The organism is Prevotella sp. AM34-19LB (assembly GCF_003468525.1).
Classification (GTDB): Bacteria; Bacteroidota; Bacteroidia; order Bacteroidales; family Bacteroidaceae; genus Prevotella.
Window position 1 is genome coordinate 1 of sequence record NZ_QSIG01000066.1, and the last position, 13,933, is coordinate 13,933.

A 13,933-nucleotide genomic window follows, 5' to 3' on the forward strand; every position below is an offset into this window, starting at 1 on the left:
CAAAAGCAATTTTCCTGCATTTTCAGCATCAAAAACTTTGTAAAATTCATCAATAATACAAAATAATTCTGTAACTTTGTCCTTGGTAATCTCCATAATGATATCTTTTTATGTTTGTAACTAATTGGATTTCACCTACAAAGATACAAAAAATATCGGAGATTACCAACTTTTTTAGGCACTATTTCTTATCCCGAACTGAGGTATAATTCTCATAATTTTTTGTGTAATCGATTTCCTAATATTCGGAAGATGGATTTTCTTGAATCGGAAGATAGATTTTCTGAATCACTTCTTCGTATTCTTTCCGGCAATCGCTCTTTGATGTGATGCCGCCGCCTGCCTTGAAACACAATTCTCGGCTTACTTCAGAATTCTTTCCTTTTTCTGTCTTGGAAGGCGAAGCTTCTTCTTCGACGAATCGAATCATGACGGCGGAATTGAGTTCGCCCTGGTTGTAGATTCCCATGATGCCTGTGTAGAAGCCGCGGTCGTAGCCTTCTGCCTCGTGGATGATCTGCATGGTTTTATCCTTCGGGGCACCCGTGATGGAACCGGCCGGGAGCTGGGCATCGAGGATTTCGCCCAGATGCTGCCGGTAATCTTCGGGCAGGCGACCGCTGATTTCTGAACTGGTTTGCAGGATGTCGCCCTTGTTGGTGTGCAACACGTCGATGTAACGATATTTGTCTACCCTTACATTCTCTGCCACCTTGCTCAGGTCGTTTCTTATCAGGTCTACGATGGTGGCGTGTTCTGCCGCCTCCTTCTGGTCTTCCATCAGCTGCTTTTCGGCATCGGGGAGTGATGCATCCAGTGTTCCCTTCATGGGATAGGAGTAGATTCTTCCATTCTTGATTCTGACGAAGGTTTCGGGCGAAAAGCAGACGAAAGGATTTGAAATCTCTTCGATGTTCTCTTCTTTCGGATAAGTTTTGTTCTGAAATTCTTCTTCAATCTTATCAGCTTTATTCTGCGATTCTTCTTCTTTCTGCTGAGCTTTATCTTCTGCTTGATTTCTCTTTCTTCTGAGCAGCAGTTTATACTTTCCTTTTGCCTGGTTGAAAATATCCTCTAAAGAGAGATTGCAGCTTACGGGAACCTTGCAGGTGAGATTCGTGAGATAGCTGTTGCCCGCCATGATGTTGTTCTTCACGATGTCGAAACTTCGCTTGTAATCCTCATAAAGGGGTGGGGCTATCTGCCAAGAAATCTCCGCAATCTTTTCCGAATTATTTTTCATCTCATCAGAAGAATTCCCTCTTCCTTCGAAATCGAAGAGGCATTCTTCGGGATTTATATCTGATAGCTGGCGGATGAACGCCTTGTCGCCCTGATGGTTGATGACAAAGAGAAAAGGCTCGTCCTGGCTTGCCAATCGGTTGATTTTATCTATGATTTCCTGTTTCATGTCTGCAAAGATACTGCTTTTCTTTGGATGGGCAAAAGATTGGTGATAAAATATTTCAAGGCTTTGAGTTGCTGGAACACAAAAAATCCCGAGACATAGAGAAATGCCCCGGGATTCCGTTGATAAAACTATGCAAATTGTTATTCGTATTCTCAATACTTTTGCAAACTTTGTTATTCGTTTCTCAATTCCTTAGCAGCCTCTACCATTCTAATGAGCGAGGCCTTGGTTTCTGCCCAGCCACGGGTCTTCAAACCGCAATCCGGATTCACCCAGAGCTTGCTCTTGTCGATGAATCTTTCCGCTTTTTTCAGCAAATCTACCATCTCCTGAGTCTCTGGTACTCGGGCTGAATGGATGTCGTAGACGCCCGGACCAATCTCGTTAGGATAGTGGAAATCGGCAAAGACATTCAGCAATTCCATCTGCGAACGGGAACACTCGATGGTGATCACGTCAGCATCCATCGCTGCAATATGTTCGATAATATCATTAAACTCAGAATAGCACATGTGGGTGTGAATCTGAGTCTTGTCTTCCACGCCGCTGGCTGAAATCCGGAAGCTTTCTACCGCCCATTTCAGATACTCATCCCATCCTGACTTTCGCAAAGGTAAACCTTCGCGGATGGCTGGCTCGTCTATCTGGATAATCCTGATGTTGTGGCGCTCCAGGTCGCAAACCTCATCACGGATGGCGAGGGCTATCTGCTTGCAGGTGAGAGAACGGGGCTGGTCATTTCTTACAAACGACCATTCGAGAATGGTTACCGGACCGGTGAGCATTCCCTTCATCGGCAACTGGGTGCACGACTGTGCGAAGGTGCTCCAATCCACGGTCATCGCCTGCTTGCGCTCCACGTCGCCATAGATTACTGGTGGTTTCACGCAGCGGGAACCGTAGCTCTGAACCCATCCGTTCTGGGTGAAGGCAAAGCCTGCCAACTGCTCGCCGAAATACTCCACCATGTCGTTGCGCTCAAACTCGCCGTGCACCAGCACATCCAGTCCAATCTCCTCCTGCCATTCTATGCATTTTCGGGTTTCTTCCTTCAGCAGTTGATTGTATTCGGCAGCCGAAATTTCGCCCTTCTTGAACTTGGAACGCCATGAGCGCACCTCTTTGGTCTGAGGAAACGAGCCGATGGTGGTGGTAGGATAGAGCGGAAGATGGAGCTCTGAATACTGAATCTCTGGCGCACCTCGAATGCTGAATGGCGCTGCGAATCCTTATCGGTTAAGGCGGCAACCCGGGCTTTCACCTCTGGGTTGTGAATCAGGAAAGAAACCTTTCGGTCGGCAATATCCTTCTGATTTTCAGCGAAGTAAGCCTGGATGCCTGCTGCGTAGTCTTGTTCTGCAGTCTTTTCCTGATGAGAGAATCCCTCTTTAGTCTCACCCCCGGCAAGCGCTTGATGGCAGCCAGTTCCTCTATCTTCTGTGCCGCAAATGCCATCCATCGCTTGATGCCGGCAGGGAGATTCTGCTCCTTGGTTTCGAGCGCCAGATCGTATGGCACGTGGAGGAACGAGCAGGAACCTGCCACGAAGACTCTATCGGCTCCGAGCTTGCCTATCGCCTTGTTTACTAGCTCGGTCGACTTCTCCAAATCGTTCTTCCAGATGTTGCGGCCGTCCACTACGCCGAGCGAGAGAATCTTGTCTGCAGGCAGGATGTTGAGGATGGAATCCAACTGCTCCGGGCATCTTGCCAGGTCGATGTGGAGGGCTTCCACAGGCAGGTTTACCGCCAAATCTGCGTTATCTTTCAAGCCATCGAAATAGGTGGCTACGATAATCTTGAGGCGGGTGTTCTCTCTGATGTAACCGAACGCCTTCTGGATGGCGTTGCGCTGCTCATCGTCCAGGTCGAGCGAGAGATAAGGCTCGTCTATCTGAATCCATTCTGCTCCCTTCTCTTCCAGGGCTTTGAGAAGTTCGACGTAAACCGGGAGAACCTTATCGAGCAGATCAAGGCGATGGAAACCATCCTGCATTCCCGTGATATCCTCCTTCTCCTTTCCTAAAAGAAGGAACGATACCGGACTCAGAATCACGGGCTTGGTCTTGATGCCCAATTCCAGGGCTTCGCAGAATTCATCCACCACTTTCGTATCGAAGAGAGAAAATTCCTGATCCTTCACAAATTCCGGAACGATGTAATGATAATTCGTATCAAACCATTTGGTCATCTCCATCGCAATCACATCTTCCTGCTCGTTCTGCTCGCCGTGGGCCATGGCGAAATAGAGGCGGAGCTTATCTTCCTTCAGACTATTGTAGCGCGAAGGGATGGCTCCGAGAGTGAGGGTGAGGTCGAGGGTTGTGTCGTAGTAGGAGAAATCGTTGGAAGGGATGAGGTCGATGCCTACCTTCTGCAGCAAGTTCCAGTTTTCTCTGCGGAGATTTCTGGCGGTATTCTCCAGTTCGTTACGGTTGATCTTACCAGCCCAATAGGCTTCGCAAGCCTTCTTGAGTTCACGCTTCTTACCAATGCGAGGATAGCCCAGCACATTTGTCTTGATGTTTTTGATACTACTCATATCTCTTGTTTTTTATGTTGTTATTCGTTTTCGGCTGCAAAGGTAAGAAGAAGAATCTCATCCGCCAAATATTCTTTTGTTTTTAGGAAAACATTCTGAAATATGCGGAAAACGATGACTGCGGCAGAATAATATTCTGTAAAAACAGAAAGTTCCGAAAAGAAGAGTAGTCAATGGTACTGGGCTTCCGGGGGGGCTAACTCTCGAAACTTCAGTTAATACGCTTCTCCCTGCTCTATCTCTTCCTGCGTGATGCGCTTGCGGTCGATGGCGCGCCAGGCGAAGACGATGTAGGCGAGGACGAACGGGATGAGGAGGGAAACTATCGCCATGGTGCGGAGCGTGAACTCGCTGCTGCAACTGTTGGCGAGGGTGAGAGAACTCTGAAGGTCGATGTTTGACGGATAGTAGGCGGTGTGGTTCCAGCCGGCTATCAGCAGAAGAACCAGCACGGTGAGTACGGTTCCGATGCCCGTAAACCAGATTCCCTTTCTATACTGCACGCTTCTCGATGACTTGAAAATGCCGAAGAGAACGAGTACTACACCTATTAATAATATTACAAGCAGGATTGGCATCTCCAGGAGATTGTGAAGATACTTCATGCTCTCTATCGTAATGCTGGAAGAAGAAGTGCTGAATCCGTCCTTTATCATCAATCTGATGAGGAACGGCAGGAAGAACAATAGGAAGAGCAGGGCATTCCATGGCAACTGGCGGGTGCAGCGCTCCTGAATCTGCTGGTGCTCGATGTTGTTCTTGATGTAGAGCATGCCCAGGATGCGGGCTAGCATCAGTACGGCAAGTCCCAGTACCACGTTCCATGGGTCGAGCAGGGCATCAAGACCATGACTGGCGTTTGCCCATCGGCTGATAACGGGTTGCAGACTGTTGGTAATATTCCCTTTGTCTATCAGGAAATTGCTGCCGTTGAAGAAGGTGGCTACGGCCCCGCCAAGAAGCAGAGGGCCTACGATGCCGTTGATGATGAGGCAGATTTGAAAGGTCTTTGGTCCAAGAAAATTACCTATCTTGTTCTGGAATTCATAGCTCACCGCCTGAATCACAAACGAGAACAGGATGATCATCCACAGCCAGTAGGCTCCGCCGAAACTGGTGCTGTAGAACAGCGGGAATGAGGCGAAGAAGGCTCCGCCGAAGGTGACGAGCGTGGTGAAGGTGAACTCCCACTTTCTGCCCGTGGAGTTGATGATGAGGCGACGCTCTTCTTCCGTTTTTCCCAAACAGAATATCAAGGTGTTGGCTCCCTGTACAAACATGAGAAACACCAGCAGGGCTCCTAATAATGATACGAGGAACCACCAGTATGATTGCAAAAATTCGTATGTCATAATACTTTCGGGTTTTGTTATTTACTGAAAAACTATCCTATGATTCTTTTCGAAATCTTTCTGAAAAACATTGATTATCAGAGAGATTATTCATATTCCGGTCCTTTCTTGATCTGCTTTACCTGGATGCTGATTTCCACGGCGAGCATGGTGGTGAAGAGTGCCAGGAAGATGAAGAAGGTGGTGGCCACGCTGCCTGCCTCGATGTCGGAGATGGCGGCGCTTACTGGCAGCAGGTCTTGGATGGTCCAAGGCTGGCGACCGATTTCTGCTACTATCCAGCCCGATTCTGAGGCGATGTAAGCCAGCGGAATCATGATGATGGCGGAAATGAGGAACCAGCGGTAATGGGCGATTTCCTTCTTATAAACAAAGAAGAGGCTGAGGGCGAAGAAGAGGATGAGCAGGCATCCTACTCCCACCATCAGGCGGAAGGCGTAGAAGCAGATTGGGATGCTCGGTACCAGTTCCTTGGCGTCCTTGATGTAACCATATCCGAAGTATTTCATGTTTTCCTTCAAGATAGGGAGCTGGTCTTCGGCCTTGGTTTCGCGATAGGTTTTCAGGGCAACAATCGCCTTCTTGCCCCGGGCTATCTTCTCCTGCACGGATGGTTCCCGGGTGCCGTCCTCGTGGGTGTAACCCTTGATAATATCGTTTACGCCAGGCACGTAGCCATCGGCTGTGCGGGTGGCTAGAAACGAGAGCATGTTAGGGATGGCGATGCGCATGGCTGGCTCCTGCTCGTTTTCGTAATCGGGCTGCTGGAAGGGGTGAACGGCTGCTATCGCCGTAAGGCTCTCACCCTTGCCACCATTATATAATGCTTCCATCGCAGCCAGTTTCATCGGCTGCACCTGTGCCACCCGATAGGCGGAATTGTCGCCGGTCATCGCAGCCAGCAGGGTGGCGATGAGTCCTACTCCGGCACCCATCTTGATGCTCGCCTTGGCAAGTTGGGTTTCTCTCTTCTTCAGGAGATACCAGCAGCTTACGGCTACCACGAAGGTGGCTCCGATGATCCAGGATGAGGTGACAGTGTGGGTGAACTTGTTGATGGCGAATGGCGAGAGTGCCACATCCAGGAAGGAGGTCATCTCGAAGCGCATGGTGTCGGGATTGAATTCCTGCCCCACCGGATATTGCATCCAGGCGTTGGCTACGAGAATCCACCAGGCAGAAATGGTGGCTCCAAGTCCCGTGAGCCAGGTGGAGGCAAGGTGGAAGCCCCGGCTTACCTTATCCCAGCCGAAGAACATCACCGCCACGAAGGTGCTCTCCATGAAGAATGCCAGGATGCCTTCGATGGCGAGGGGAGCACCGAATACGTCGCCCACAAACCAGGAGTAGTTGCTCCAGTTGGTTCCGAATTCAAACTCCAGGATGATTCCTGTGGCAACACCCATGGCGAAGTTTATGCCAAAGAGTTTTTGCCAGAAACGGGTTACGTGCTTCCAGAACGGCTTGTTGGTGCGGTAGTAACATGTTTCGGCAATGCCCATGATTACTGCCAGTCCCAGGGTGAGCGGAACGAACAGCCAATGGTAGATGGCCGTGAGTGCGAATTGCGCCCTCGACCAGTCGATGGTGGCTGATGTAATGTCTAACAATAGATTTGTCATCATAGTTGAATGGTTTTAAAATTGTTATTATATAATGTTTTTGTATTTTATTTCTTTCGATAATATTCGATAATATGGGATTGAAATCCAGAGTTTTATCTGTTGAGAATTTCCTTGGATACGAAGCCAGCCTTGTCTCCATTCTTTGCATTCGTATTGATAAAATCAGGAAAGAAGAAGAGCTTGAGCACCAGGAAGATGATGGCAAGCTTGATGAGGATGATGGTCCAGAGCGTCTTGCCCAGGGTCATCGTCCTGAAACCATCGTAATAGAGATGGAATATTTGGGATAGCAGTCCTTTTTTCATCGGCTTTACATCTGTTGTCATCGGCTTCCCATCCATTTTCATCAGATTTTCATTCTTTTCCTTCTTCATAATTACTCCTTCTTTTAAAAATCTGCTGCAAATCTACAATAAAATTATGTAATTACCAAATATTTTCTTGAAAAAGTTACAAAAAAGGAAAGAAATGTTTTAAAGTCACAGACTATAGCTTGTGGTTCACGACTGGGCTGAAAGCTTTATAAGCAGCCCGCCCTGTAGGGTAAAACTTGCATTTTATTCCTTTATGTTAAAATCTCCATGAGAAAAATAACCTATCTTTGCAATCCCATTATATGAAATGAGATGCAATAAAGAATTGAAATTATAAAATACTTAACTTTCGCATGTGGTTCAAGAACGGGCTGAAGGCCCAAAAGCTCCTAGCCCAGGGCGATGCCCTGCTAGGAGCTTCTGCCCTTTCAGGGCGTGTGGAGCTTACATGCGAAACTTGAGTTAGGAAGAAAAGTTTGATTTTTTATATTGGAGGAAATGCGTATGATAATAGGAGTAGTAATTATCAAGGTAGCGATGCTGGTTAGTCTTGCTGCCTATCAAATATTTAAATCCTGAAGAAAAAGAATGTTATGAAGAAAGAGATAAATCCTAGAGAAACTTCCAGGGCGGCGGCATTCGAATTATGGATGTCGTCGCCGATGCCGATGGTAACCCTGACCAAGACACATCGTCAGGTTCTTGCAATAACTCCACGTCTTAATCTGAATTCCATCGGGCTTACCCCGTGTTTTCTCTTGAATGCCGTGCAGAAATGACTCTGGTAATCGTAGCCCAGCATGATTCCGATGTCAGCTATCGGAAGACTTGTGTCGAGGAGGTAATGAACTGCCAATTCCATGCGATAATCAAAAAGATATTGGAAGACGGTGGTTCCAAACTCCTGCTTGAAGGCTTTCTTCAGGGTGCATTCGTTGGTGCCCACCATTGCCGCCAACTCGTGGAGCGATGGCATTTCCTGATAGTGGGTGAGGATGATGCTTTGGGCATCGTGTATCTTGTCACGGATGCTGATACTGAGGGTTTGGGCGCTTGGCAAGAGACTGGCGGGCAGAAGAAATCCCGAGAGGCAGTCGATAATCTTCGATTCCAGGTATTTGGAGGCTTGGTTGCCTAACAGGCGGGAACGCTGGATGTCTCGTGCCGCCTTGATGACTGCTGCTATGGCGGGCTGGTTGTACTTGATGATGGTCTGGGTGTCGAAGGTAGGATTGGTTAGAGGGGAGAGTTGCTCAAAAACCTCTGGGTCGCGCTCGATAAGCTCTTCAATGAATTGCTGCGGGATGACCACGTTGAAGATTTCGAATTGGGTGCCCTGGTTCAGGTGAGTGTTGGCACCACCTTCGCCGCTTAGAAAACAGAGGCTTGCCTCGCCTGTTTTCCACATCATTTCCTTTTTCGCACCACGATTGCCGTACACTTCTTTCATGCTGCCGCCAAGGGTTGGCATGGAAAAGAGCAGGGCTGGTCTGACCTCGTGCTGTGCGATAAACTTGGCGTTGTTCGCCTTGCCAAGATAATGTTGGTTCATAATGCCAAACTTCTGGTAATGCCACTCCTTGAGCGAAACTTCCAATGCATCCGATTCGATGTGGTTGCTCCGTTCCATCCCATGGTTGTCGATGAAGGTAAGGCCGTTTTGCCTTACTTCCCCTTCTACCTTTCCATCTTTTATTATCTGACAGTCAACCATTAGCTTTATTTTAATTTGTTTTTATGCTGTGAAATTGCAATTAAGCAAGAATTTTGTCGCAAATGTACGATTTTCTAAGTAAATATGCAAGTATATCTACAAAAATATAACCTTTTTCGAAAAAAGTCTCTGCTCTATTTTCCCCCCATTCGTCCCACGGCTTCTTGGGCGGAGTTCTCGCCACGGTATTGCTTCTTGGCCTGGTTGAAGCGATAGGTGAGGCGGAGCTGCACGCTTCGGGTGTCTTCCCACTTCTGCTGCTGGAATCGCACGTTGCCGTAGGTGCCATCGGTCTTTCGGCTTATGGTGTTGAAGATGTCACTCACGTTCAGGCTTAGCGAGAGGCGGTCTTTCAGGAATCTCTTGTAGAGCTGGAAGTCGAAGTTGTGCACGCTGTTGATGGTGAGGTACTCGTAGGTGCCGCTGCTTCGGTAGGAGAACGAGAGGTTCAGGTACCAGCCTTGGGCAGATGGAAGCCGTTGTAGAGGCTGAAGATGTAGTAGGGGTCGTGGAAGCTTTTCTCCTTGCCCATGCTGATGGCCTTGATGAAGCCCTGCTGGATGCCTGCCTGCACCTGTGGCTCGTAGAAGCCCCAGCGGTGGCGGTAGCCGAGGAAGCTGCCCCAGTTCCAGCAATGGTCGATGTTGGTCCAGGTGATGTAGCCTGTTTGCGGGTCATCTGAATAGGGTTCGATGATGCTGGTGATGTAATCCTTCACGTAGGTGTAGCTTGCCTGGAGGAAGAGGTCACCATAGCTTGCCTGATATTGGAACTCGTGACGCTTGGAAGGCTCCAGCTGGCTGTTTCCTATCTGTCTCAAGTAGCGGTTTGCGTAAACCGTGCCCGTGTTCAGCTCCTGGAAGGATGGGCGGGTTTCGGAAGAGCGGTAGCTCAGCGACTGGGAGAATCTGCCTGCCTGATGAGAGAGCAGGAGGGATGGGTAGAGGTTGTCGTATTTGCGATGGAGTGGGGCGTGGGAATCCAGGCGGCTATCCACGTGCTCGTATCTCAATCCTACTCTTAGGGAGAAGGGCTTGAAGTCGAGTGAATACTCGGCGAAGACGGCAGCATGATTTTCCTTGGTGATGCTGTGGGTGGAGGTTCCCTTATCGGCAGGGGTGTAATCGGTGCGCGATTCGCTCTTCACGTAGTTGTACTCGGCGCCCATCATCCAGGTTTGCTTGTCGTTGATGGTGTAGTTGGCGCGGGCCTTTGCTCCCCAGATGGTTCCATCGCTTTGTGGCAGGAGGGTGAACTTGTTTCTAGCTTCCTGCTCCGAAATCTCATCCACGAATTGGCCCTGCTCTGTGTGTAGCTTCACGAAGTCGCCGAAGAAGTTCAGCTTCCATTTTTCTCCGTAATTACCCTGGTAGAAGGCGTTCACGTGGTGCTGCCAGTCGTAATAGAAAAACTTGTTGTTGCCCGTTACGTTGTCATCTACGTGATCGTTGGTCATCGCATAGCTCGTCATCTTGAATGGCATCGGCTGATGGATGTTGTAGCCATTGTATTTCACTCCGATGGTTTGCTTTTCCGTCAGGGCGAGGTCGGCTCCGGCACTCCAGTAGAAGTGGTCGTTGTAGTTATGCTTGCAGTCGAGGGTGGAGGAGGCGATGTAGGTGGTGGCGTTATCGCCAGTATTACTGCCTGTATTACTGCCAGTATTACTGCCGCTTACGTAATTCGTGGTGATGTCCTGTTCTTTCCATTTCCCCTGCCAGTTGGCGTAACCAAGTTTGGCATAGTACGTTATCTTACCGCGGGTGTAGGTAAGGTCGAGATCGTGGTTGTTGCTCACGTAGGAGTCGAAGAGGAAGACGGAGTTCTCCACGATGGCGAGTCCTTGCAGGTTCTTCTTGGTGGTAATGAGCAGCACGCAGCCCACGTTGTTGCCGTATTCGGCTCCGGGATGATGAATCACTTTCACCTCTTTTATCTGAGTAACGGGCAGGTTTTCTACCACGCTGTAATCCTGCACCTTTCTGTCGTTGATGTAGATTTCGGGTGCGCCGCCGATGAATGCCTGCGGTTTGCCATCCTTATCCTTGAACATTCCGGGAAGTTTGGCAAGTACTTCCGTAGTTGTTGGCTCCTTCTCGAGAGAAGTTCCCGAGATGCGAACCACGATTCCTCCGTTCTTCTGGCGGAATTGTGAGCGGGTTCCTTTAATGGTTACGGCTGCGAGCTGTTTCTCCCATTGGATGCTGTCCTGGCGCAATTTCTCCTTCATCGCCAGGATGCTATCCTGATGAAGTTCTTCCTTCTTGGCTATAATGCTCTCAGTAGAAATGCTTCCTGCTGTAGTGGTCTTTGTTTGCTGAGCGTGCGTCAACATCGGATTTCCCAGGATGAGCAAGCCGCTCATGATCAATTCATGTTTCATAATCTTCTTTCTTATTTTAAAGTAAATATGCTGCAAAGTTCTTGCGAATGTTACTGTGCAGGAATCTTGCGGATGATGTTGCAAAATTACGGATAAGGAAAGAGAAGGATTTTAATATAACGGAATTTTTTCGGATAAGATTTGTTTTTTTATGAGATAAGTTTTGCCGTTTCATCAGAATTCGTTATCTTTGTCCCCTAAAACATAGAATCATTTTAATCAGAAATAATCAGAAGATATGATGAACATAGAATCAGTTAGAGAGTATTGCCTCTCACTCCCCCTCGTTACTGAGGATTTTCCTTTTGATGAAACCACTTTGGCGTTTCGGATTATGGGAAAGATTTTCGCCTGTCTCGACCTGGAGCGCCCGGAATGGGTTACGATGAAATGTAATGCCGATTATGCCCTCGAACTTCGGGAAGTGCATCCCGAAATAGAAGGCGCATGGCATTGGAATAAGAAATACTGGAATCAGGTAAACCTTTATGGCACGCTGGAAGATGATTTCGTCCAGTCCCTGATTCGCCACAGCTATTCCGAAGTGGTGAAGAAGCTCAAGAAACAGGAAAAGCTTGAGCATCCTGAAATCATGGAGGTGGTGGAGTAGTTTCTACCACTCCACCTTATCATTCAGAATCACGCCGTCGGTTGCATCTTCGGCTGTAAAGGTTTCGCCCTTATACTGCACGCAGAGCATCACGAGTGGTTCTGTATCATTATCCAAAAGTTGTGATAATGTATGAGAGAGGTTCAAAAGTAGCATGATAATGTTCATCCATACATTTTCATCGTCAGTTTGAAAGTCAACTCGTTCTGGACGCTTTGTCAGAAAAATATACGCATATTGTGGATTCATAGCTATACGTTCAATTATTTCTTCTTTTCAGGCTATTTCCCAATCAGAGAAGTCGCTCATAATATTATTGTTTCTCCATCTTCAGGAATAATCAGGCGACTCATTTCTATTTCGTGATGCATGGCCTCGTTACGCAGAATTGCGCGTGTAGTCTGCCCATGATCAGTAGCTTCCATGTGGACTGCTATTAGTTTGATGTGAGCAGGAAGTTCATCAAGCATGGTCATAACTTCCTGTTCGTCGGGAATAATGGAACCTTCTGTTCGAGAAAATTCAGGGAATATTGCACCTCCACTGTTCACTATGATGTAATCGGGAGAAAATTGTTCTATGGCCTGATGGATACTCTCCTCCCACTTGCAGTCACTCATGATATAAACGGTAGGGAAACCAGACGCGGTAAGCACATAGCCGGATACCGGCCCCATCATTTCTCCAATCTGTCCGAAGCCATGGTGCCCTTGGATGCGATGAATGGTTAAATCTCCAATGGTTTTGTCTTTTTCAATGCTTTCTACATTGGTAAAACCATCCTGCATAATCTCCTCTTTATCCTGCGGTTGTGTCAGGAACAGGATGTTCGTCGCTAAATGCAGTTTCACTGTCGGGTCGTAATGGTCAATATGGTTGTGTGTCAGCAATACCATATCCAGACCGTTCGTAATTTCATTCATCGGCATCGTAAGGTGTACTCTTGGGGTCTTATATACACCGAGGGCCGACTGCAAAGTGCCTTTTTCGGCAAGCATGGGGTCAACAAGTATCTCTTTTCCAGCATAATGGATTCGCAATGTTGCATTGCGGATCAGTCGAATTGTAACTTTTTTCTTCATAATTTGTTGTATGAGTCCACTTGAAAAAGTGGATTCTATTTAAATTAAACAATAGCCTTGGGCAGTTATATTCTGCCCTTGGCGTTAACTAACTCTGGCGAATAGTTAGTGTTCGTTAGTTGGTCAAACAACTTTAGCACGAAACTACAGCCTTAAAAATGCCTCAAAATGGGGCTATTTGCTCTTTGAACTACTTATTTTGCAATTTGGAGACTTAATTGGCAGTCAAACCAGAAAAGACGGCGTATGTTCATCCAAGCGCATCTTGGGTGGAGTAGTTCCTACCACTCCACCTTATCATTCAGAATCACGCCGTCGGTTGCATCTTCGGCTGTAAAGGTTTCGACCTTATATTGCACGCAGAGCATCACGAGTGGTTCGGTACCGTTGTTGCGAACAGAGCGCTTGCCGTCTGGTGCTACTCTCACCACGCTTCCCTCCTGAACTGGGAATACCTTGCCATCCACCTGGAACTCGCCCTTGCCGCTGAGGAAGAAATACAGTTCCTCGTGGTTCTTGTGGGTGTGGAGGAAAACAGACTCTGTGCCAGGAGCAAAGTTCTGGAATGAGAATTCGCTGCCAGTTGCGTTTACGCTCTGACCTCCGAATACCTTTCCGGGAATCTTAATCTCAGGACCCATCTCTAAGGTGTAATCCTTGATTTCACTCATCTTACCAAAATCTGTGGCTGTGAAGTTTTCAGCCTTTGCAATAATCTTTGTTTCTTTCATCTTGTCTGTTGTTTTTAAATGTTTATGTTTCTCTTTTTCTTTCTTTATTTCACTTTATGTTACCTGTTGGCGGAATTAAAAAACCGCCTGAAAATTAGTATATTTTTATGGAGAAAAAGTTGTGCATCTCGTTGATTTTAAGTAACTTTGTAGTGTCCAATTATAAAGTT

Annotated in this window: 10 protein-coding genes and 3 pseudogenes; 1 reads left to right on the forward strand and 12 read right to left on the reverse strand. The window is 47.6% G+C overall.

Going from position 1 to position 13,933, the window contains the following annotated elements:
* The 9 genes and pseudogenes from DW830_RS17170 to DW830_RS14080 all read right to left on the reverse strand — a co-directional run.
* A pseudogene (locus DW830_RS17170) lies at window positions 1–96 on the reverse strand (IS982 family transposase); the annotation flags it as partial.
* Between the two features lie 142 nt (window positions 97–238).
* Window positions 239–1,411 (reverse strand): aminodeoxychorismate synthase component I, encoded by a 1,173-nt coding sequence (locus DW830_RS14035; RefSeq protein ID WP_233544555.1) that lies wholly within the window; start codon window positions 1,409–1,411, stop codon window positions 239–241.
* Between the two features lie 173 nt (window positions 1,412–1,584).
* Window positions 1,585–2,619, reverse strand: coding sequence for a 5-methyltetrahydropteroyltriglutamate--homocysteine S-methyltransferase (gene metE, locus DW830_RS14040; RefSeq protein ID WP_317125430.1), 1,035 nt, complete (start codon window positions 2,617–2,619; stop codon window positions 1,585–1,587).
* Window positions 2,620–2,686: 67 nt separating this feature from the next.
* Entirely contained in the window at window positions 2,687–3,952 is a 1,266-nt protein-coding gene (locus tag DW830_RS14045) for a hypothetical protein (protein ID WP_119250323.1), read from the reverse strand.
* A 215-nt stretch (window positions 3,953–4,167) separates the two neighbouring features.
* Window positions 4,168–5,304, reverse strand: a complete 1,137-nt coding sequence (gene cydB / locus DW830_RS14050; protein ID WP_119250324.1) for a cytochrome d ubiquinol oxidase subunit II — start codon at window positions 5,302–5,304, stop codon at window positions 4,168–4,170.
* Between the two features lie 86 nt (window positions 5,305–5,390).
* Window positions 5,391–6,926: a cytochrome ubiquinol oxidase subunit I gene (locus DW830_RS14055; protein WP_119250331.1), complete on the reverse strand. Its 1,536-nt coding sequence runs from the start codon at window positions 6,924–6,926 to the stop codon at window positions 5,391–5,393.
* A gap of 95 nt (window positions 6,927–7,021) precedes the next feature.
* On the reverse strand, window positions 7,022–7,234 hold the full coding sequence (locus DW830_RS14060) for a DUF4492 domain-containing protein (RefSeq protein WP_119250332.1): 213 nt from the start codon (window positions 7,232–7,234) through the stop codon (window positions 7,022–7,024).
* A 703-nt stretch (window positions 7,235–7,937) separates the two neighbouring features.
* Window positions 7,938–8,957 (reverse strand): helix-turn-helix domain-containing protein, encoded by a 1,020-nt coding sequence (locus DW830_RS14070; protein WP_119250325.1) that lies wholly within the window; start codon window positions 8,955–8,957, stop codon window positions 7,938–7,940.
* A 134-nt stretch (window positions 8,958–9,091) separates the two neighbouring features.
* Window positions 9,092–11,340 (reverse strand): annotated as a pseudogene (locus DW830_RS14080) (outer membrane beta-barrel family protein).
* Window positions 11,341–11,581: 241 nt separating this feature from the next.
* On the opposite strand from DW830_RS14080, the gene DW830_RS14085 reads away from it, so the two are divergent.
* Window positions 11,582–11,950 carry an MmcQ/YjbR family DNA-binding protein gene (locus tag DW830_RS14085; RefSeq protein WP_119250333.1) on the forward strand — a complete coding sequence of 123 codons (369 nt, stop codon included), beginning with the start codon at window positions 11,582–11,584 and terminating at the stop codon, window positions 11,948–11,950.
* A gap of 3 nt (window positions 11,951–11,953) precedes the next feature.
* Here the strand turns inward: DW830_RS14085 and DW830_RS14090 are convergent.
* The 3 genes and pseudogenes from DW830_RS14090 to DW830_RS14100 form a co-directional block, all read right to left on the reverse strand.
* Window positions 11,954–12,058 (reverse strand): annotated as a pseudogene (locus DW830_RS14090) (cupin domain-containing protein); the annotation flags it as partial.
* 197 nt (window positions 12,059–12,255) lie between these two features.
* Window positions 12,256–13,032, reverse strand: a complete 777-nt coding sequence (locus DW830_RS14095) for an MBL fold metallo-hydrolase (RefSeq protein WP_119250328.1) — start codon at window positions 13,030–13,032, stop codon at window positions 12,256–12,258.
* A 281-nt stretch (window positions 13,033–13,313) separates the two neighbouring features.
* Window positions 13,314–13,763, reverse strand: coding sequence for a cupin domain-containing protein (locus tag DW830_RS14100; RefSeq protein ID WP_119250329.1), 450 nt, complete (start codon window positions 13,761–13,763; stop codon window positions 13,314–13,316).
* Window positions 13,764–13,933: the final 170 nt, after the last annotated feature.

Excerpts from the sequence above, each read along its gene's own strand:
- DW830_RS14035 (WP_233544555.1), bottom strand. The coding sequence starts at position 1,411 with ATGAAACAGGAAATCATAGATAAAATCAACCGATTGGCAAGCCAGGAC.
- DW830_RS14045 (WP_119250323.1), bottom strand. The coding sequence starts at position 3,952 with ATGAGTAGTATCAAAAACATCAAGACAAATGTGCTGGGCTATCCTCGC.
- cydB (WP_119250324.1), bottom strand. The coding sequence starts at position 5,304 with ATGACATACGAATTTTTGCAATCATACTGGTGGTTCCTCGTATCATTA.
- DW830_RS14055 (WP_119250331.1), bottom strand. The coding sequence starts at position 6,926 with ATGACAAATCTATTGTTAGACATTACATCAGCCACCATCGACTGGTCG.
- DW830_RS14060 (WP_119250332.1), bottom strand. The coding sequence starts at position 7,234 with ATGAAAAAAGGACTGCTATCCCAAATATTCCATCTCTATTACGATGGT.
- DW830_RS14070 (WP_119250325.1), bottom strand. The coding sequence starts at position 8,957 with ATGGTTGACTGTCAGATAATAAAAGATGGAAAGGTAGAAGGGGAAGTA.
- DW830_RS14085 (WP_119250333.1), top strand. The coding sequence starts at position 11,582 with ATGAACATAGAATCAGTTAGAGAGTATTGCCTCTCACTCCCCCTCGTT.
- DW830_RS14095 (WP_119250328.1), bottom strand. The coding sequence starts at position 13,032 with ATGAAGAAAAAAGTTACAATTCGACTGATCCGCAATGCAACATTGCGA.
- DW830_RS14100 (WP_119250329.1), bottom strand. The coding sequence starts at position 13,763 with ATGAAAGAAACAAAGATTATTGCAAAGGCTGAAAACTTCACAGCCACA.